At 71.0% G+C, this 19,156-nt stretch carries 15 protein-coding genes and 1 pseudogene; 3 read left to right on the top strand and 13 right to left on the bottom strand.

All coding sequences use genetic code 11. From position 1 onward, the window contains the following. Nucleotides 1-50 precede the first annotated feature (50 nt). The 4 genes from ACFVJX_RS25535 to ACFVJX_RS25550 form a co-directional block, all read right to left on the bottom strand. Nucleotides 51-713 (bottom strand): class F sortase, encoded by a 663-nt coding sequence (locus tag ACFVJX_RS25535; RefSeq protein ID WP_384124470.1) that lies wholly within the window; start codon nucleotides 711-713, stop codon nucleotides 51-53. Nucleotides 714-809: 96 nt separating this feature from the next. Beyond that, nucleotides 810-1,181 carry a sortase-dependent protein gene (locus ACFVJX_RS25540; RefSeq protein WP_384124469.1) on the bottom strand — a complete coding sequence of 124 codons (372 nt, stop codon included), beginning with the start codon at nucleotides 1,179-1,181 and terminating at the stop codon, nucleotides 810-812. Between the two features lie 125 nt (nucleotides 1,182-1,306). Continuing rightward, complete coding sequence (locus tag ACFVJX_RS25545) at nucleotides 1,307-3,481, bottom strand: sensor histidine kinase (protein WP_384124467.1); 2,175 nt, start codon at nucleotides 3,479-3,481, stop codon at nucleotides 1,307-1,309. Further along, the gene (locus tag ACFVJX_RS25550) at nucleotides 3,468-4,193 is read right to left on the bottom strand and encodes a response regulator transcription factor (RefSeq protein ID WP_384124465.1); all 726 of its coding nucleotides are present in this window, start codon (nucleotides 4,191-4,193) and stop codon (nucleotides 3,468-3,470) included. Before ACFVJX_RS25550 ends, ACFVJX_RS25545 begins: the two co-directional genes overlap by 14 nt. Nucleotides 4,194-4,342: 149 nt before the next feature. Between ACFVJX_RS25550 and ACFVJX_RS25555 the strand changes: the two genes are divergently transcribed. After that, nucleotides 4,343-5,227, top strand: coding sequence for a maleylpyruvate isomerase family mycothiol-dependent enzyme (locus ACFVJX_RS25555; RefSeq protein WP_384124463.1), 885 nt, complete (start codon nucleotides 4,343-4,345; stop codon nucleotides 5,225-5,227). A 155-nt stretch (nucleotides 5,228-5,382) separates the two neighbouring features. Here ACFVJX_RS25555 and ACFVJX_RS25560 read toward each other — a convergent pair whose 3' ends face one another. Beyond that, nucleotides 5,383-7,191 carry an AAA family ATPase gene (locus tag ACFVJX_RS25560; protein ID WP_384124461.1) on the bottom strand — a complete coding sequence of 603 codons (1,809 nt, stop codon included), beginning with the start codon at nucleotides 7,189-7,191 and terminating at the stop codon, nucleotides 5,383-5,385. Nucleotides 7,192-7,443: 252 nt separating this feature from the next. Here ACFVJX_RS25560 and ACFVJX_RS25565 point away from each other — a divergent pair, with 252 nt between their 5' ends. Beyond that, nucleotides 7,444-9,609 carry a tetratricopeptide repeat protein gene (locus ACFVJX_RS25565; RefSeq protein WP_384124459.1) on the top strand — a complete coding sequence of 722 codons (2,166 nt, stop codon included), beginning with the start codon at nucleotides 7,444-7,446 and terminating at the stop codon, nucleotides 9,607-9,609. A gap of 6 nt (nucleotides 9,610-9,615) precedes the next feature. Here the strand turns inward: ACFVJX_RS25565 and ACFVJX_RS25570 are convergent, their stop codons facing one another. From ACFVJX_RS25570 to ACFVJX_RS25580, 3 genes are all read right to left on the bottom strand, one after another. After that, nucleotides 9,616-11,454, bottom strand: a complete 1,839-nt coding sequence (locus ACFVJX_RS25570) for a hypothetical protein (RefSeq protein WP_384124457.1) — start codon at nucleotides 11,452-11,454, stop codon at nucleotides 9,616-9,618. Between the two features lie 137 nt (nucleotides 11,455-11,591). Beyond that, nucleotides 11,592-12,071 carry a hypothetical protein gene (locus ACFVJX_RS25575; protein WP_384124455.1) on the bottom strand — a complete coding sequence of 160 codons (480 nt, stop codon included), beginning with the start codon at nucleotides 12,069-12,071 and terminating at the stop codon, nucleotides 11,592-11,594. Between the two features lie 195 nt (nucleotides 12,072-12,266). Beyond that, on the bottom strand, nucleotides 12,267-13,232 hold the full coding sequence (locus ACFVJX_RS25580; RefSeq protein ID WP_384124453.1) for an NmrA family NAD(P)-binding protein: 966 nt from the start codon (nucleotides 13,230-13,232) through the stop codon (nucleotides 12,267-12,269). A 108-nt stretch (nucleotides 13,233-13,340) separates the two neighbouring features. On the opposite strand from ACFVJX_RS25580, the gene ACFVJX_RS25585 reads away from it, so the two are divergent. Then, nucleotides 13,341-14,081, top strand: a complete 741-nt coding sequence (locus tag ACFVJX_RS25585) for a TetR/AcrR family transcriptional regulator (RefSeq protein WP_384124451.1) — start codon at nucleotides 13,341-13,343, stop codon at nucleotides 14,079-14,081. 218 nt (nucleotides 14,082-14,299) lie between these two features. Here the strand turns inward: ACFVJX_RS25585 and ACFVJX_RS25590 are convergent, their stop codons facing one another. The 5 genes and pseudogenes from ACFVJX_RS25590 to ACFVJX_RS25610 all read right to left on the bottom strand — a co-directional run bounded on the left by ACFVJX_RS25590 (nucleotide 14,300) and on the right by ACFVJX_RS25610 (nucleotide 18,953). After that, complete coding sequence (locus tag ACFVJX_RS25590; protein ID WP_384124449.1) at nucleotides 14,300-15,712, bottom strand: HNH endonuclease family protein; 1,413 nt, start codon at nucleotides 15,710-15,712, stop codon at nucleotides 14,300-14,302. An 82-nt stretch (nucleotides 15,713-15,794) separates the two neighbouring features. After that, a pseudogene (locus ACFVJX_RS25595) lies at nucleotides 15,795-15,989 on the bottom strand (DUF262 domain-containing protein); the annotation flags it as partial. A 211-nt stretch (nucleotides 15,990-16,200) separates the two neighbouring features. Further along, nucleotides 16,201-16,818: a hypothetical protein gene (locus ACFVJX_RS25600; protein ID WP_384124447.1), complete on the bottom strand. Its 618-nt coding sequence runs from the start codon at nucleotides 16,816-16,818 to the stop codon at nucleotides 16,201-16,203. A 73-nt stretch (nucleotides 16,819-16,891) separates the two neighbouring features. After that, a complete protein-coding gene (locus tag ACFVJX_RS25605) occupies nucleotides 16,892-17,476 on the bottom strand; it encodes a hypothetical protein (protein ID WP_384124445.1) in 585 nt (194 codons plus the stop codon). Nucleotides 17,477-17,726: 250 nt separating this feature from the next. After that, a complete protein-coding gene (locus tag ACFVJX_RS25610) occupies nucleotides 17,727-18,953 on the bottom strand; it encodes a hypothetical protein (RefSeq protein WP_384124443.1) in 1,227 nt (408 codons plus the stop codon). Nucleotides 18,954-19,156: the final 203 nt, after the last annotated feature.

Here is a 19,156-nt window from a genome sequence, read left to right on the forward strand (position 1 = left end):
GCCCTGCCCGCGGCCGTCCATCAGGTGAGCCGCACTCCCCGGCGCGCCTGTCACTTCCTCTCGGCGTACACGATCAGGTTGTCCACGGGGTGCCCCTGGGCGTCGAACGACCCGTCACAGGTGATCAGCCGCAGCGCCCTGGCATCGGTGTGCCCGTATACGCGCGCGGTCGGGAAGGCCTTCTTGCTCGCGGTCTCGCGGCCGGTGACCTTGAAGTGGATCTCGGTGCCCTTCGCGTCGCGGACGCTGATGTCAGCCCCCTTGGCGATCTTCTTGAGATCGTGGAAGACGGCCCGGCCGAAACGGGTGTCGTTGTGGCCGATCAGTACGGCCGCGCCCGGCCGGCCTGGTACGGAACCCCCGGTGTACCAGCCGACAGTCATGCCCTTGTCTGCGGGCGGTACCTCGACCGTGCGGTCGGGGTTGAGACCGAGACGCATGACCGTGCTGTTGATTCCGAGGGAGGGGATCGAGACACGGGCGGGCGGTGAGGCGGACTGCGTGGAGTCGGAGGGGGACGGCGTTCCCGGACCGGGTGCGGGAGTTCCGGCCGTGGCGGCCGATTCCGTGCCCCGGGCGGCTGCCGCGGACGCGGGCTTCGACGAGGAGGATTCGGAACAGCCGGTCAGCGCGGTCAGCGTGGTCAGCGCGAGGCAGGCGTACACCGGAAGCGCGGTACGCAGGCGGAGTTGCGGCTTGGGTGTGCGGGGCATGAGGGCGGACTCCAGAAAGGGGTGGGTTCAGCAGACGGCAGTGGCGCCGCCCCGGTGAGGGACGGCGCCACTGCCGGCTTTTCGGCTGGGGGCCGGTCAGCCGTTGCGGCGGCCGGCGGAGCGGCGGCGCAGGACGACCGTTCCGGCGCCCGCGACCAGCAGGGCCGCCACGGCGGAACCGGTGACGGCTGCGGTGTTGTCACCCGTTGTGCCTGCCGGACGCTCGCCGGCGGCGACTCCGCCGCGCGGCGTCGCGCCGCGGACGGCGGCCGCGCGGTCTCGCGCCTTCTTGGACGCTGCGGCGGTGGGCACCTCGGAGGGCACCGAGGAGGGTTCGGCGCTCTGCTTCGTCGGCACCGGCGACGGGGCGGTGGAGGAGTCGGCGAAAGCCGAGGTTGCGGGGACGCATACCGCACCGGCCACGAAGGCGGCGAGTACGGCAGTACGCACGGACGAGCGCAGGGACATGGATTTGGCTCCGTTCCAGGTCGGCCTCGACGGCGCCTCGGTGCGGATTCGCACCGAGGCCCGAGGCGTGCCGACAGGTTGTCCCGAAGTTATGAAGAAGCTGTCAGAACGCTGTGGTCATCGCATCAGGGCTGCGCGGATCCGGAGCCGGTCGGGATTTCGGACGCGGCTTCCGACGCGGGACCGGGCGCGGCCGCGGGGGAGAGGGCCCCTTCCGAGCCGGCCGCGGACGAGCAGCCGTCGTCCTGTCCCGATGGCGCGGGCAATCCCTCGCGGTCGGCCGGGATCCGGAGCGTGAACACCGATCCCTCGCCCGGCACGCTCACCGCCGAGACCGTCCCCCCGTGCGCCTCCGTGAGCTTGCGGACGATCGCCAGGCCGAGACCGCTGCCTCCCGTGCGGCGGCTCCGGGACTTCTCACCACGCCAGAAACGGTCGAAGACATGGTCGAGGTCTTCGGGCGGAATGCCGCTGCCTGAGTCGGCGACGTCCACCAGCACCGCCTCGCCCGGCCCGGAGTCAGAACCGGAACCGGTAGCCGGGTGTGGCGCACCGGAACCCGACGGAAGCAAGGTGACCGTCCCACCCGCCGGGGTGTGACGGACCGCGTTCGACACCAGGTTGCCGATGGCCTGGCGCAGCCGGACCGGATCGGCCATCAGCCCCGGCACCGGACGGTCCGGCGGTGCGGGCAGCACTGTCAGTGCGACCCCGGCCGTCTCCGCCCGGGCCTGGTGCGCGGCGGCGACCTGGGTCAGCAGCTCCTCGATCCGAACCGGTTCGGGGTGCACCCGCAGCGCGCCCGCATCGGCCTGGGCGAGGTCCTGGAGGTCGTCGATGATGTGCTGCAACTGCACCGCCTCCTCGTGCAGCGAGGCGATGAACGCCGGGTCCGGATCGGCCACTCCGTCCTGCGCCGCCTCCAGCCAGCCGCGGATGTTGCTCAGCGGCGTGCGGAGCTCATGGGCGACATCGCTGACCATCGCCTTGCGCTGCGCCTCCAGTCGGGCGCGGTGGGCGGACATGTCGTTGAAGGTGGCGGCGAGCCGGCCGATCTCGGTGTCCGCGGTGACCAGCACCGGCACGCTGTCCTCGCCGTCCCGCATCCGCTGCGCGGCGCCGGTCAGCGCGCGCAGCGGGCGTACGAGTCGTGCTCCCACGAGCACCGAGGCGCCGACGGTGAGTGCCAGGACGAGAGCGGCTGTGCCCGCGATCCTGGCCGTGTTGGCCGGGGACAGATCGAAGCCGGGCACCGTGGCTCCGCCGGTGTCGCTGATGAACAGCAGGGCGGGCGAGGCGACGTACGAACTGAGCTGTTCACGGCGGGCCGTGCCGACGCACGAGGCGATGGCCCGGTCGTCCTCGCCGTTGCCGACCGCCTCCGTGGGCGCGAGAGTCGCCGAGGACTGGGGCCGCACACTGGATCCGGGAGCGGGCACGGTGGTGGGCACCGGTCTCGGAGCCATGTCGGGTGTCTTCTCCGCAGGCGTCGGCTCCGACGACTGCCCCCAGGACAGGTCGAGCTTCAGCTGCACGCCGCTGCGACCCTGGCGCTTCAGACAGGCGTCGGCCAGTTGGTTCAGGGCATCGAGGGCCTTTTTCTCGGTCTTCGTCGGAGCGTCCAGGGCCTCGGTGGCGCAGCGGGAGCCCTGCAGCCGGTCGGGGTCGTTGCCCACCACCTGGATCCGGGGACGCCCGCTTTCGCTGCGGACCACGTCGGAGGCGATCCCCTGCGAGCTGAGACAGGCCACCTGCCGCTGGGCGCCCCGTTGCAGTTGCGTGCGCTCCGAGGCCGGCAGACGGAACGGCCCGACCGCACGCGGATCGACCCGGTCGGCAGGGGCGCCGGAGGTGCCGGCGTTCTCCGCGGCCAGCGCGGTGTCCACCGACAGCGGGTCGACGACCGCCGAGGCCTGGGCCGGCAAGGCCGCTGACGCGGGCTCGGCCGAGTCGGCGAGCGGCGAGCGGCGCTCCGTCGTCAGCGCGATCCTGCGGCCGGACTGCTTGGCCAGGTCACGTACCGTCTTGCCGACGCCGTCCCAGGTGGAATGAGCCGCCGCGTAACCGAGCAGGCTGCGGTAGATCCCGGCGTCGGCGGCGAGGTTCTGCCCCTGCTCCTGCCGGATCGCCCCGGACGTCGTCTGCACGGCCAGCCAGGCTGTGGCCGCCACCGAACAGGCCGCCACGAGGGCCGATACGGCCAGCAGCCGTGCGAAGAGGCTCTTGCGCAACGGCAGACGTGCCCGCCGCTCGGAGCCCTGGGAGTGCTCCGGCCCGCGGCCCGCGCTACGACGACGCACGTGCGGCCGCCTTCGCCGGGTCCGTCAGCTTGTATCCGACGCCGAAGACGGTGAGCAGCCGGACGGGCCGTCTGGGAGCGGGTTCTATCTTCTTGCGCAGGTTCATCACGTGCACATCGACCGTCCGGTCGCTGATGTACCGGTCGAAGCCGTGGAGTTCGGCGAGCAGTTGCTGCCGGGAGAAGACCCGGTCGGGCTCAGCGGCGAGCGCGGCCAGGATCCTGAACTCGCCGGGTGTGCACTCGACGGCCTCGCCGCCGACCGACACCACGTGCCGGGTGGGATCGACGACGAGCGCACCGACCGTCAGCAGTGTGGTGTCGGCCGGTTCGGCTCCGGTGGCCCGCCGGCTGCGGCGCAGCAGCGTACGGACCCGCGCCATCAGCTCACGCGGGCTGTACGGCTTGGTCACGTAGTCGTCCGCGCCGAGATCGAGCCCGAGCAGAAGATCGTCCTCGGTGGTGCGGGCCGTCAGCATCAGCACCGGCAGCTCCCGGCACTCGGCGCGCAGGACGCGGATGACGTCCAGACCGTCGGCCCTGGGCATCATCACATCGAGAACCAGCAGGTCCGGCTCCCGGTGCCTGACCTGGTCGAGGGCCGCGAGTCCGTCGCCGACGAGCGTGACGGAGTGGCCCTCCCGTTCGAGGTACCGGCGAAGGAGTTCGGCCTGCTTCTCGTCGTCTTCAGCGACGATCACGTTTGCGCACACGCGCTCGATCGTAGAGGGGTTCGAACGGTAGGCCCCCACCCCTTGCCTTCCGCACGCGTGGACTGCTCTTGTGTACCCGCAGGTAACAGGTGCGCGCGGTCGGCCCGTACGCATGGGCACGGGCATGGACACGGGCAGGAGCTGTACGCATGGGGCGCGGCGTTCACGAGGGCGGTAGCAGGGTGGAGTCAGTGGCGGGGCAGGACGTGCGGGGCAGGCTGCCCGAGGGGCTGGCCGACGCGCTGCGGGCGACGGCCGCGGAGATCGCGGCGCTGCTGCGCGACGCCCCCGACACCGGTCTGCCGGTACCCAGGTCCGAGTGGACCGTGGGGGAGGCGGCGGCGCATCTCGCGCAGGCCAACCAGCTGATGGCCGAGGTCGCCGCCGGGAAGTCGCACAGCTACGGGGACGGGACTCCGGGGGGCCTGGCCGCGGCCAACGAGCGGGCCCTCGCCGCGTTCGGGGAGCGCGCGGGGGAGCCGCTGGCGGCGATGATCGTGGCGCAGACGACGGCGTTCCTCGACGCGATCGACGAGCACCCGACGGACGGGCATTCCACGAACGTGCACCCGGCGGACGAGGAACTGATGACACCTATGGGACCGATGAACCGCGCGGTCCTCGGCTCGTACCTCCTGACGCACATGCTGGGCCACGGCTACGACCTGGCGCGTGCCCTGAAGAGCCCGCACATGGTCGACCGGGACCGCGCCCGGCTGACGCTGCCCTTCCTCGTCCTGGCCATGCCCCGGGTGACGGACCCCGCGGCCACCGCAGGTCTCAACGCCCGCTACGCGGTGCGGCTGTGGGGCGGTGGCCGTTTCGGCGTGACGTTCGCCGAGGGCGAGGTCGCGGTGGGCCACCTGCCGCCGGGCCGCCCGGACTGCACGATCTCGATCGAGCCGGTCACCTTCCTGCTGATGGCACTCGGCCGTATCGCCCCTGCGGGCGCGATGGCCAGGGGGCGGGTTCTCGCGTGGGGACGCAAGCCGTGGCTGGGCCCTCGCTTCCCGGAGTACTTCAAGGCGCCGTGATGCTGGAGAGACTCAAGGCACCGTGACGGTGGAGCGACTCAGGGCGCCTTGACGGTCGAGGCTCAAGGCGCCGTGACGGTAGAAGGCGGGACAGGTGCCGGCAGAGCGGGCGCTGCCACCGGCAACCCGCTACCCGGCGCTGTCACCCGTGCCCGCTACCCGCCGTTGCCACCCGTGCCCGCTCCTTCCGCCTCACCCGCGAGACCGTGGGACTCCATGAGCTCATCGTGCGCGGCGACCACGTCCCGGGCGAGTACGGTGACCATCTCCTCCCGGCTCGGTGTGCTGTCGGCGTGAGTCGCGTACAGCCGCAGGTCTCGTTGCGCGGAGGCCTTCTGGCAGAGCTCTCGCGCGAACCGGGCGTTGCCCACGGTGTCGGCCATACCGCCGTCCACGATCGCCGAGCAGAGCGAACCGAGGACATCGACGGCCCCGGCATCGGGCTCGTCGCCCTGGGAGGCCAGCACGGACCGGGCGATGAGGACGAGTTCACCGGCGGAGTACGAGGGGAAGTCGACGCGGGTGTTGAAACGGGAGACCAGACCGGGGTTGCTCGCGAGGAGCTCGGCCATCTCGGCGCGGTATCCGGCGAGTACGACGACGAGCCGGTCCCGGTCGTCCTCGGCCCGCTTCAGGAGGACCTGCAACGCCTCGTCGCCGAACGCGTCGCCACCGCTGTACCCGCTGTTGGACAGGGCGTACGCCTCGTCGATGAAAAGCACCCCGTTCAGCGCCGAGTCGATGACCGCGCTGGTCTTGAGGGCCGTCGACCCGAGGTGCTGCCCGACGAGGTCAACGCGCTGGGCCTCGACCACATGACCCGAACCGAGCAGTCCCAGCCCGGCGAAGACCTTGCCGATGATCCGGGCCACGGTCGTCTTCCCGGTGCCGGGCGGCCCCGCGAAGACGAAGTGGCGGGGCCGCGCGCCACCGGGGAGGCCCTGTTCCTCGCGTAGTGCGGACATCCTCAACTGAGCGATGAGGGTGAGCACTTGGCGCTTCACCGGCTGGAGCCCGATCATGGCGTCCAGCGACTCCTGGGCCGCGGTGAGCAACCGGGCCCGCTCCTCGGCGGACAGCCCGTCGGTGTCCGTCCCCGCGCCTGTGGTGCCGGAGTGGGAGGGCTTGACCCCGGCCGGCGGCGCGACAGGGGGTGCCGGAGTGCTGGGAACGGGCTCGGGAACGACCGAGGCGACCGGGACGGACGGCGCCTTCGGGCGCGCCTTGGCACGGGTGTCCACGTCGAAGAGCCCCGGGGAGCAACGGAAGGCGTACTGATACCGCTTCAACGCCTCCTCGTGCCGCCCCAGCTCCTCCAGCGACCGCCCCATGAAGTACTTGCACTCGGCGTCGAACCGGCTCCCCGTCTCCAGCTTCCGGGGAAGAGGCGCGAGTACGTTCAGCGCCTCGTGGTACACACCCTGGGCGAAGAGCGAGGCACCCACGTACAACTGCGCCTCGTCGTGCAGGAACGCGTCACCGATCCCGGTGGCGAACCTCAGCACCAGGGCCCAGTCCTCCTTGACGAACGCGTACCGCGCACAGACGAACCGCGTCTCGTCACAGTCGAGCTGAGCGGTGGACAGCCCCGACCAGGCCTCCTCAATACGCCCGTTGTCCAACAGCGACGACGTGGCCGCCAGCCACAGATCGCGCGCGTTCTCCAGCCTGAACGTGACGTAGTGGCCGATCTGGAAGGTGGACCGCAACGGCAGCCCGAACTTCGTACGCAGCGCGCCGAAAGCGGCGGAGTTGCGCGCCATCCCGTCCAGCGCCTCCGGCTGACGCTGCCCGGTCGCGTGCAGTCCCAGCCACGCGTCGGCGGCAGCGGGATCGTGCGACGCGGAGAGCGCGAACTGCGCGGACGCGCCCGAGGTGTCCCCGCGCTGCATCAACAGCATCGCCTGCTGCCAGGCCTGTTCGGATTTCCTGACCGAACCCCGGCTCGCGGCCGCACCCTGCACGTGTCTCTCCCCCCTCGACGGGCGCGCAGCCCGCGCCGGCGGGCCCGCACGACCCCTTGGTCCGCACGGCCCGCCTCATCCGCACGGCCCACCGTGATCAGCTGGAACGCTCGTCAGGATAGCCAACCCCGCGGCGGGGCGCGGTGTGCGTACGGGGCACCGCCCAACTCGGTAGATTGCATCTGCACGGTGGCAGCGGCGGTGCCGGGGAGGGCGCATCGCGCGGAACACCGGGAACGGGGAGTGTGCGACATGCTTGATCCCATTTCGCTGACGGCCGTTACGGCAGTGCTGGGCGCGGTCGGCTCGGGAATGGCCAACGAGGCCGGGAAGTGGGCGTGGGAGTCGACGGGCGGATTCGTCCGCCGCATCGCGGGCCGCGAGGTCCCCGCGCCCACCGCACCGGCCGAACTGGACGCCGTGGCCCGCATGATGTCCGAGCGGCTGCACCGGGACCCCCGACTGGCCTCCGCCTGGACCGCTTTCGCGAGCCGCGTCACCAGCGGTGCGCCAGGAACCGGTGCGGACTTCGCCCCCGGCACCGGGCAACCGGCCCTCCCCGCCTCGATAAGGTTCTTCACCGACCGCAAGGAGGCGCTGAAGAGCCTCGACCGTGAGGCGTCCCGCCGCGCGGACGGCACCCCGAGGCTGGCCCTGGTGCACGGGGCCGAAGGCATGGGCACCAGCACGCTGGCCGTGCACTGGGGAGTACGCCAGGCGGCCATGTTCCCCGACGGGCAGCTCTACGCCGACCTGGCCGGCGGGACCCGCACCGCCCGCGAGACGGGGACGGTACTGCGCAGCCTGCTGCGCCAACTCGGCGTCCGCGACGAGGACATGCCCACCTCGGGCGACCGGCTCGGCGAGTTCTTCCGCCGCTGCGTGGCGGACCGGAAGCTGCTGATCGTCCTGGACCACGCGCACTCGGCCGCCCAGATCCTGCCGCTCCTCACCTCCGCGCCCGCCGTGTTCACGATCGTGGTGGCCCGCAATCCGTTCCCCGGCCTCGACGCGGTACGCGTGCCCGTCGGCCCGCTGACGGACAAGGACGCGGTACGGCTGCTGACCCAGCTCCTGGACAAGCCCGCGCTCACGGCGGCCCGCGCCACACTGCCGTCCGTCCTCGCGCGGTGCGGCGGATCCCCGTACGCCCTGCGCGCGGCAGCACCCCGCCTCACCGCACCCGTCCCAGGCACGTCGGCAGCCGCCGATCCCGTACGGGGAGCCGCGGAGGACACCTACCGCCTGCTCGAACCCGGGACGGCGAGGCTGTACCGCCTGACGGCACTGCGGGAATGGCCGGCCGTGGAAGCGGGCCTTGCCGCCCAGGTGACCGGCACGACGCCCGAGGAAGCGGCACGACGGCTGGACGAACTGGCCGACGGCCTCCTGCTGGAGCGCAACACCACTGCCGCCGGCGAGTCCCGCTACCACTACCGCCCCGCCGTACGCGGACACGCCGAGGCCGTCGCCGTGCAGGAGGACGGCATCGCAGCCTGTTCGGCGGCGATCGCCCGAGCCCTGCGCTGGTACGTCGATCTGTCGACATCCATGGCGCATCAGTCACTGCCGGAGAGCTGGCGGGTCCCCGCACCCTCCACGGCCGGGCACGGCCCGGTCTCCGCCCCGGTCTTCGAGAGCCGGGGCGAGGCACTCGACGCACTGATCGCCGAATCCGGCAACCTGGTCCAAGCGGTGTACTGCGCCGAGGAGTCGGGCGACCCGGCCTCCGCCGTACGGCTGTGCCGGTCCCTCTGGCCGTTGCAACTCAAGGCCGGCCACCACGAGATGCTGCTCCCCGCCCTGCGCATCGGCGTACGCCTCGCCGATGCCCGGCTGCCGGGAACCGCCGAAGCGGGAGCACTGCACGCCCAACTGGCCCACACCCTCACCGAGCTGCGCCTCTGGGACGAGGCCGAGACGGAGGCACTGGCCGCCGCGCGGGCCGAGGAGTCGGCGGGCCACAAGCGCGGTCATGCGTCGGCGACGGAATTCCTCGGGCTGTTGCGGTTGCGGCAGTGGCGTTTCCAGGAGGCCCACGAGTGCTTCGAGGAGGCGGACGCCGTCCTGATCACGATGCGGGCCGAGGACGAAGGGGCCGCCGACGTCCCCCGCGCACGCGCCCTGCTGGAACGCCACCGGGGCCGGGCCCTGCGCGGCCTGGGCAGGCTCGACGAGTCCCGGGAGCGGCTGGGCACGGCACTGAGCCACTTCCGGGCGAACGGCGACACGTACAACACCGCCCGGACCCTGACCGACCTTGCCGAGACGTGGCTGGACGCGTCGGACACCGAGAGCGCCCGGCCTCTGATCGAGGCGGCACTCACCACCTTGAGCGGCCAGCGTGCCGAGTACCACGTGTCCCATCTGCGGAGCATGCGCGAGCGCTGCGAGACCGAGGCGGCCGGCACGGGCTGAACCGGGTCACCCGGCGGCGAGACCGACGACCCGCACCCATCGCCGGGGCCGGTTCGGGCCCCCGAGACGGACCGAGAACCCGCCGCCGTCCACCAGTTCGGCCAGCCGCCGGGCGGCGGGGCCGGGACCGGGCTCTCCGGCCCCCAGCAGCGCGTGCAGAGCAGAGGCACTGACGCCGGGATCGGCTCCGCCCCCGCCCTCGTCCCCCTCCTCCTCGGGCCCGGACACCAGACGCAGGAGCGCCCCGCCCCGCAGCCGGACGACGCACTCGAAGGGCCCGACGGCGAAGGCGGCCAGGGCACAGCCCGGATGGCGCTGCAACACCTCGGCCGTCCAGACCGACGGCGACCCGAACCGGGGATCGTCGGGCAGCCCGTCCCGGAAGATGACATCGGCGAGATCCAGCCGGTCCACATCACGCGTGTCCTCGTGCACAGCGATGTGCAGGTCTCCGTCGAGGCTCTCCGAGGCAGGTGGTGAACCGGCCCAGCGCGACACAGAGACCTCGCCGGGACGGAGAACCCGGGTCAGGACCCGCAGGGGCACGGTGACGGACACGGGCTCATGACCGGGCAGCGGCAAGGTCTCCAGCGAGGCATCCCACTCCGGCTCCGCCACGCCCATCATCGAGTAGAACAGGGTACGCAACCGGGCCGCCGCCTCACCCGGCACCGAGGTCGTGAACTCGGCGGGTCCCGGCAGCGGCCGATGGTCATCGACGAGCCGGTCGATCTGCTCGCGCAGCGGCGCGGAGGCGTCGAGCCGGGGCGCCTCCCGCATGAGATCGGAGATCGGCGCATCGGGATCGAGCTCGTGCAGCGGAGCCGCGGCAAGCATCACCGGAGTGCCGAGCGCCGCGGCGTAGAAGGTGACGGACCCGTGGTCCCCGACCACCGCGTCGGCGGCCAGCAGCGCCTGCCGCCACCCTTCGAGCGGATCGATCAGCGCGAGCCCGCAGCGCCGCGCCCGGTCGAGCCAGGCCCGGACCTGACCGGGGCCGTGCCCGTGCCAGATGTTGGGGTGCAGGACGGCGGCGAACCGGTACTCGTCCAAGGGGAACTCCTGAGCGAGCCGGGGCAGCAGCGAGGGCAGTAGGTCATCGCCCTCTCGGCCCCCGCCCAGGCCCTCACTCCCACTCCCGCCCCCGACTCCGCCCCCGACTCCGCCCCCGTCTCCGTCTCCGAAGAATGACGCGGCGTTCCAGGTGGAGTTGAGAACGACCAGCCGTTGCCCGGCCCGCACTCCGAGCGCCCGCCGGAACCGTTCACGGTAGGGGCGGGCGGCGAGGATACGGTCGAAACAGGGGTCACCCGCCAGCACGGCGGTCGGCGCGGCCTCGGGACACGCGGCGAGCAGCCGGTCGCGTTGTTCGGGATGAGAGAGAACGAGCGCGTCCGCGATGGGCACGCCGTCCGCCAGAACCCACTGAGGAGCCTGCCCGAACACGGGCGCAACAGCGAACGCCCCCGCCCCTGACCCGGTGTCCGGTGTTGCCAGCCTCTTGGTGTACCCAACTCCATGGGAGAGGATGGTCAACTTCCCACGAATGAGCTCCAGTTGCCCCCCGAAGCTGGCGGAGATGGCCAGGTCCACGGGTGTCCGGACGGCCTGCTCCCAGGGCAGCACCGGAACCCCGGTGTCGACAAGCAGTTCGGCGGTGCCGGCCGAGAACGCGGAGGACTCCGGGCAGGTGGCGAGGAGCTGAATCCGCAGATCGCCGTCGAAGAGCGGCAGCACATCGAGGAGCCGCGTTGCGGCGGTCACGTTGTGCACGACGACCAGCACCCGCAGGCACTTCCCCCGCGTGGCCCACCGCGCGGCCCCGTCCCCGACAGGCACCCGCACCCAACCGGCCCGCTCCTGTGCCACCTGCGCCCCGCCCACTCGACTCACCGGCCGTGCAACCGCCCGACCGACCAGCCACGATATCCAATCGGCGCGGACGACCGGCGGGACGGAGGGCCGCGGCCCGCCCTTGCGGGTCAGGCAGCCATGGCCACTGACGTCCGACCGAGCACCCCACCACGGGTCCGGCCGGTCTTCCGCTCCCCGAAGACCACGACCCGCAGGAGCGCGAACCGCCCGACCCCGGCGAGGGCCGACGCCGACAGATACACACTCTGCTCGACCAGCGCCGACGGCTCGGACCGAACGGCGTACAGACAGAGCAGCGCCCCGGTGGTGAAGGCGTAACTCACGGCGACGGTCAGCCCGGACTGAAGGTGGATGCCCCATCCCCGACGCCCGCTCCGGAACGACACCCGGCTGTGCAACTCGGTGGCTATCACGGTGGACACCACGGTGACCAGCGCGTTCGCCACGGCCAACGGCATCGCTCCGTGCAGCATGACCAGCACCCCACTGGACGCGACCCCCACCCCACCGCCGCAGACCACGAAGCGCACAAAGGCCGCGACGAGCGGGTGCGGCCCGCGTGACGGCTGAGGGGTTGGGGCGGTCACGAGATTCCTCCGGGGGCTGTGTGGAGCGGTACGACGATTCCACCCCAGAACCTACGGACCCGGCGTCCTCCGCACGACCCGGTTTCTCCCCGACCTATCTGGGGGTTGTCCCCCAGGGGACGCTGGGGGACGCCCGCTCCGGCGCAGGCGTGGCAGGACCCGTCTCGTGGCCCCGGGCCGAGCTCGCCGACCGCCTCACCCTGCCTGCGCCTGCGGGTCCTGACGGCCGAGGAACATGGCGCGGAGCGCCTCGGCACCGGACTCCTCGAGCCAGTCCGCGAAGGTACGCATTCCGGGGTGCACCACGCGCAGTACCTCGATGTCGGCGTGCCAGCGTGCGCCCTGCGCCCACCGTTCCCTGACATGGGCGATCTCGGGGCCGAGGGAGGCGGCCTCGTCATGGGTGAGCTGCCGGTAGCGCACCGCCGTGCCGGTCGCTTCGGTGATGGCGGCGACGGCCTGCGCAGGGGTCGGGGCGTCCCCGGCCAGCTCCAGCGTCCGGCCGGCGAAACGATCGGGGGCCTCGAACGCCAGCGCGGCGAACTCCGCGATGTCCTCCAGCGCGATGACCTGGACCGGTTCGTCCGGCGGGAAGATGTGCCGGTGCACACCGTCGACGATGCCGTCCAGACCGATGTCCCATGATGCGAGGAAGTTCGTCATGAACCGCACCGGGCGCAGTACCGTCACCAGACGAATCCGCTCGCGCAGGTAGTGCTCGATCTGTTCCTTGCCCTGAGACGCGGCCACTCGGTCCTGGGTGGAAGCGATGCCGGTGAACACGGCGTGCTCGATACCGGCGGTGGCCGCGGCGTCCGCGAGTGCTCGCCCGCGGGCGACTTCCCGCTCCAGATCGGTGCCGCCCGGACCGTAGGCGACGGGCGGCACGGCGAACAACGCCGAGGCACCTCGCAGTGCCACCGGCAGGCTTGACGGGTCGTCGAAGTCGCCGAGGGCGAGTTCGGCCCCGGCGGCCCGCAGCGCGAGGGCCGCCGGGGCGGTCGTGTCACGCACGATCGCACGCACCGGCGTGCCCGCCGCCAGAAGCCGACGTGCGGTGGCGCCGCCCTGCTTACCCGTCGCGCCGGTCACGGCGACGAGTCGGTCACCGCGACGACGGGCGCCGGGAACGGATGCGGGATGTGCCGGTCGAGCAGTCATGTCATCCTCCGCCCAGGGGAGTCTCGAAGGCGCGGTCGGCATGGCGGCCCCGGGGACGATGTGGAATCCTCCACCCGGTTGAACGTGACGGACAAGGGATTACGTGACATGGCTCCTGTTCCCCCTGACACCGGCCGGGCCGACGCCCGGCGCAACCGCGCGAAGGTGCTCGGCGCCGCCGTGGGCGCGTTCACCGTTCAGGGACTCGACGTCTCGCTCAGCGAGATCGCATGGCAGGCGGGGGTCGGCACCGGCACCGTGTACCGGCACTTCCCGAGCAAGGAGAACCTGCTGGAGGCCGTCCTCGTCCACCATGTCGAAGACCTGGTCGCCGCTGCCCGACGGTGGTCCGCCCAGGCTTCTCCTACCGCGGCGTTCTTCGGCTTTCTCCTGGAGACGGTCGACAAGTCCGCGGGGCGCAGGCACGTCTGCGACCTCGTGACCAACGACACCAGCTGGCCGCGTCCGATGCTCCTCGCGTCGGCCCGCCAATTCCATGAGGCACTGGCCGAACTGCTCCGTGCGGCCCAGCAGGCCGGCGGAGTCCGCGCCGGGATCGGCTCGGACGACGTCGCCGTGCTCATCGCCGGGTGCGCGACGATACGGGCCACCCACCGGGACAGCGCCGGGGGAGTCCGCATGGTGCACCTGGCGCTGGAGGGTCTGCGGGGCCCGGCTTCGGTCACGGAAAGGCATGCGTTTCGTTACGGTCCCGGCGAGCGTCACGTAATGAGAACGCGATGCGAGGAGTGCGGAGCCGAGTTCGAGGCCAAGACCGCGGGGCGCCCGGCACGCTTCTGCGGTGCTACCTGCCGGCAGCGGGCCCATCGCCGCCGCAGCGGGCGCTGAGGCCCGGCGGGGGTGGGCCGTCCACGCACGGATGGCTGCCAACGCCGCACTCGATCTCATTGATCTACTGAAAATCGGATCCGCCGGCCGTTCCGTTCGCACGCTCACTGCTCCGACAACTCCCGGAGCGTTGCGGGCGTGCACCGGGAGCCGTCTCACTGGTCTCGTCAGCCCTGTCCAGCGTGGCGACAGCGGCCCGACTGACCCTCACCCTCCCGCTACAGCCGCCATTCCTCGGCCAGCAGGCCGAGGAGTTCCGTCTGGCGCTTCTCCAGGTGCTCCGGTGTCCAGGTGTCCTGGCCCAGCACCTGTGTGGTCAGGGGGAACGTCACGACGCCCCGCTTGAGGTACCGCTCCTTCTTGTCGGTGAAGTCGAGGTTCTGGACCTGGGAGTTCTTCGCGCGGCTGAGCAGCACCAGGTTGGCCAGTCGGTGTGTCCACAGGGCGCGTTCGGCCGTGGTGAAGTCGGCACGCCATTGCGACTGGGCATCGGGGTTCTGGGGGAGCACATGCTCGACCGTGATGCGCGGAGCGTCGTAGGTCGCCACGATGTCGTCCTCGGAGACCAACTCATCGAGCCGCAGCAGGATGTACCGTCGTGTCCTCAACTCGTGATAGACCTCGCCGTCGAGCCGGCGCAGTGTCTCGGCCCGCTCCGTCTCGGTCAGTTGGAAGGCCGAGGCGTCGAGGGCACTGTCCGGGGTCAGCTCCTTCAGCTCGGTCAGCAACTCCGCGAAACGGAACACGCGGGGAGTGGTGTAGACACGTCGGACGAACATGCTTGCCGCGAGACGTTCCAGTGACCGGAGGAACGAACCCAGCCACACCGGATCGTCTCCGTGGGTCGTGAGAGCCCACAGCGCGGCAGGCCACCAGTCGTTGTTGTCCAACAGCAACAGCCTGCGGAACCACAGGTTGACCTGGTCCGAGCCGTCTCCGGCCGCGTATGCCTTGTCGCGGATCACCGCGGACGCCTCGGCGTAGGGAACGAGTACGTGGTCCACGAACTCCTTGGCGCGACCGTTCTTGTAGTGAACGAGGACCTGGCTCTGGAACTCCTTGAGCAGTTCCTGTCGTGCTCGCTCGCCGGAGAAGATCATGCGGATGTGGGAAAAGAGGTCGGAGAAGTCCTCGCGGCCGAGGCTCTCCTCGGAGTCCTCCCACCGCCTGGCGTACGTCTCCGAGACCTCCTGGTCGATCTCTCCGATGATCTGGGCCTTGAAGATGTCGGCAGGCGACAGGTCCAGGCCCCGGGAGTTCATGACGCTGAAGATCCGGTGGGCGCTCTCCAGATCAGGGGTGCTCACCGCGACGAGGAACGTCTGGACCCCCATCAGTTTGCACAGTGAGAGGCGTTGATCGTCGCTCCAGGCGGCCAGGGTGGTGTGCAGTGCCTGTGCGTTCGCCTGTACAGCCCTCTGCGCGTCGGTCCTGAGGTTGTGGGGGTTCAGTTTGAGGAGGGTGCTGATGGAGCCGTCGGTCTGGACGTGCTGCTGGAAGAAGTCGGCGTCCCGGGGCCTCAGGGTGAGTCGGGGTTTGGCCTTCAGGCCCAGGACCGTGTTCCCGGGCTCGGAGATCATCGCCACCAGGTTGGTCACCACATCGGGCTGCTGCGCCAGATCCCGCAACACGGCCAGCAGGATGGTCAGGGTTCGTCAGACGTTGCTGACCGTCGATGACATCGGCCTCGGCGGCTCGGCTGTCCTTGACGAGTACCAGAGAGCCCAGGAAGTAGGGCTCCCCGTCACCTCGCAGAAGAGCTTCCTCGAGGTCGGCGAGGAGTTGCTGGGCCTGTTCGGGCTGCCAAGCGTAGGGGCGCTGATAGTCGGGGATCCGGAAGTCGTAGTCACTGCAGAAGACCTTGTGCAGCGGCACTTCGCGCGCTTCGAGCTGAGCCATGATCCGCATGATTCCTCACCGGACGGTGACTTCGCAGCGAAGTTGAGGAACAGCGGGGAGTGACGGGGCTCGGGCCTGGAGGGCCTTCCAGGCCTTCCAGGCCGGCGGATGGGGCAGGCTTCCCGGTGCGGCGGAGGCCCGGCCCGGCAAGCCCCTCCCGACCGGGGTCGGGAGGGGCTTGCCGCAGGCTGTTGGCCCGACAGGCGTGCGCCGGGTGCTGTCAGCCGCAGTGGGCCGACTTCTCCTCGTCGGTCATCGCCCGGGTGTGCTGCGTCTTGGTGCTCGGCGCGTCCGGCATCGGGCCCGTCGCGTCGAAGGGCACGTACCAGTAGTAGTGGCCGTAGAAGCGGTCCGGGAAGTGCATCTCGTACGTTCCGCTGACGTGCTGCATCTGGGCCTCGCGGGTCACCCAACCGACTTCGCCCGGCCGGACGTTCACTGCCGTCAGCTCCGACTCGGTGTGCGAACTCTCCCACGTGTGGCCGTAGGTGGCCGTGATGCTCATCTTGAACACGAGCGAGAAGCCGTACTCCGCCGTCAGGGAGACACCGACGCTGTTGGACTCGCCTGTCGTGTCCGACCAGCCGACGGTGGTGGTCTGGTTGTCCGGGGTGCAGTTGAAGGCGGAGTCGCCTACCTGATGGGACTCGCCCATCGATATCTCGGCTGCCCCGTCGGGGTGGAAGACGCAGCTGTCGGTTCCGTTGTCGCACTTGTCGAGCAGTTCACGGATGGTGGGCTGGTCCTCGGCGAGCGCGGTGCCCGGAGCGGTCAGGACGGCGCTGCCCGCGGTCACGAGCGCCGCGAGAAGCAGGGGGAGCCGGACTTTCACTGTCATGGGTGATCTCCGTGGGGGGTGATCGAGTCTGTGTGGGGGGAGGAGGGCGCGGTCGCCCCGGTGGGGGCGGCCGTCAGCTGAAGCCGATGGACTGGGTGCGGTCGTTCATGAACGACCCGATGGCGGCGCTGTTCTCCTCGAACGGGCCGTCCCGGTCACCGTTCAGTCCCGGCTCGGGGTAGAGCCAGAGCGCGCAGCCGCCCCACGGCTGCAAGGAGGAGATGCGGTTCTTCCAGTCGTCCCCCAGGTCGAACTGGAAGTTGACCCAGCCGTCCTTCACACACGGCTCGGCGCCCCAGATGGTGAGGGAGTCCCCTCCGTACTGCTCGTCGTCGAAGAAGGTTCCCTGGATGACTCCCTCCTGCGCCTGCTCGGCCATTCGGGACTTGAACGCGTCACTGTGTACCGCTGCGGTCGCGGAGGGCGGCGCGCCGGTGATCCGGCCGCCGCTGGCGGCCTCGATGGCCTCCGTGAACGTCCGGTAGCAGCTCTCGATGCCTGACGTCGCGTTCACTGTGCAGTGCTGGGCTCCACCGTCACCGGCCAGGGGGCCGGACGTGTCCCGGACGGTCGCGCCGGCCGACGGGGCGATCGCGGCGGCCGAGAGCAGCAGGGCCGCGGTCAGAACACCGGAGGTGTGTACGGATCTTGCGCGCATAGGCAACATCGCTTTCCAGAGGGGCAGTTGGCCTCCCCCGCCTTTCCTGGATCGCGCACGGCAAACCGGTCTGGTCGCGCTCTCTTTCTGCCGAACGTGTCGTCCTCGAACTCCGGGTTCACCGCAAGTGACTCCGCATGTGATGGCCCCTCATGTGACCCCGCACGTGACCCAGCGTGTGCCCCCGCACGTGACCCAGCGCGTGGTCCCGCACGTGCCAGCATGTGAGTCCGTAAGTGAAGTCGGCGTCTCAGTACTGGGTCCGGAGGGGGATTCCGGTGTCGCGGTCGGCCGTGATCTCTGCCAGCAGCCGGTAGTAGTCCTTGGTCCGGGACTCGAAGTCGGCCCAGGCCGACAGCCCGTCCCGCGCGCTGTCCGGACCGCGCAGCAGGTCGACCGACGCCTGCCCGAACCGCTGGTCGACGCAGTTCCGCTCCGCCTCGTCCAGTATCTTGCGCAGCCGTCCCACGGCCGACCGGGCCCTTCGGCGTTGTTCCGGGCCGGTTCGCAGCATCCGGGCGTACCCGGACGCGGCGGAGGCCTCGGGCAGCAGCACGTCTAACTCGGCGGCCAGTTCCTTGGCGGTCTCCGTTGCCTGCCGCGCCCCGGGCCCGGCCGCCATCAGCACGTGCAGAGCGGCGATCAGGGCTGTCGTCCGGGGCTCGGGCCTGTCCGCCGCGATCCGGAGCACCACGTTCTCGCTCGTCGCCCGGGCGGTGCGCTGTGCGGCCCCGACCGCCCGCTCGGCGGTGCGGCGGCCCACGCCGGGCAGCTGTCCCAGCTCCCACACGCCGGTGTCGAGGACGTCGCGCACGGTCCGGATGCCGGCCTTCTCCCACTCCTTCGTCCTGAAACGCCTCTTGTCCTCACTGCGCAGCCGTGACACCGGGATGCGGGTCAGTTCCTCGCGCACTCGCTCCCGGTGCAAGGGTGTCCACGCCTGCCGGACCGCGTCGACCGCCCGTGAGTGGTCGCGGGCCACCGACGAGGCTCGCTCGCTCAGCCGGTGGGCGCGGCGGATGAGGTGCGGCTGTACGCCGCTCAGCCGGGACGCCGCACGGATGTTGCCGCCCAGGAGTCCGGTGATCGTCAGGAGCAGGCCGATGATCACGAGCCGGTCGGAGAGGTCGGTCCGATCGGCGGCTTCGTCGTCGTCCTCGCCCAGCGAGTACAGCTCGCCCTTGTCCGAGCCCTCGGCGACGACGAACCCGGTCTCCCAGCCGTGCCCGGACTCGGGGTCGTAGGCCGGCGCCTTGAGGATCGGGTCGCGATCGGCGTCGCACCGGTAGGGGGCTTCGTGTTCGTGGTGGTCGAAGGGGTCGTTCCATTGGACCGTGCACGCCCCGTCCGGCGCCTCCTCCAGCACGGACAGATCGACCTGCCGCAGCTCGGGCATGTCCGGCACGGTTACGTAGACGGCCGCGGAGCACCCGATGAGCAGTACGCCGAGCGTCAGCACCCATCGGAAGAAGGGCATGTGTCTCACCCAGGGCCCCCTCGCATCCGGTCGGTCGGTCGGCCAGCGAGCGAGCGAGCCAGCCGGCTTGCTGCGCAGCGTGCTCGTGCCTGCCTCTGTGAAGCCCGCTCGCGCCCGCCCCGTGCAGCGTGCTCGGTGGCGGGTCGAATCGGCAAGAACAGGAGTCGGCAGCCCTGTGGCCACGGGTCTGCCCGTCTCCGGCA

It is taken from the genome of Streptomyces sp. NPDC127177 (assembly GCF_042672475.1).
In the GTDB taxonomy this organism is placed as follows: domain Bacteria; phylum Actinomycetota; class Actinomycetes; order Streptomycetales; family Streptomycetaceae; genus Streptomyces.

Bases quoted from the DNA above. Each gene is read 5' to 3' on its own strand.
- ACFVJX_RS25535 (WP_384124470.1), bottom strand. From the start codon at position 713: ATGCCCCGCACACCCAAGCCGCAACTCCGCCTGCGTACCGCGCTTCCG.
- ACFVJX_RS25540 (WP_384124469.1), bottom strand. From the start codon at position 1,181: ATGTCCCTGCGCTCGTCCGTGCGTACTGCCGTACTCGCCGCCTTCGTG.
- ACFVJX_RS25555 (WP_384124463.1), top strand. From the start codon at position 4,343: ATGGGGCGCGGCGTTCACGAGGGCGGTAGCAGGGTGGAGTCAGTGGCG.
- ACFVJX_RS25565 (WP_384124459.1), top strand. From the start codon at position 7,444: ATGCTTGATCCCATTTCGCTGACGGCCGTTACGGCAGTGCTGGGCGCG.
- ACFVJX_RS25580 (WP_384124453.1), bottom strand. From the start codon at position 13,232: ATGACTGCTCGACCGGCACATCCCGCATCCGTTCCCGGCGCCCGTCGT.
- ACFVJX_RS25585 (WP_384124451.1), top strand. From the start codon at position 13,341: ATGGCTCCTGTTCCCCCTGACACCGGCCGGGCCGACGCCCGGCGCAAC.
- ACFVJX_RS25600 (WP_384124447.1), bottom strand. From the start codon at position 16,818: ATGACAGTGAAAGTCCGGCTCCCCCTGCTTCTCGCGGCGCTCGTGACC.
- ACFVJX_RS25605 (WP_384124445.1), bottom strand. From the start codon at position 17,476: ATGCGCGCAAGATCCGTACACACCTCCGGTGTTCTGACCGCGGCCCTG.
- ACFVJX_RS25610 (WP_384124443.1), bottom strand. From the start codon at position 18,953: ATGCCCTTCTTCCGATGGGTGCTGACGCTCGGCGTACTGCTCATCGGG.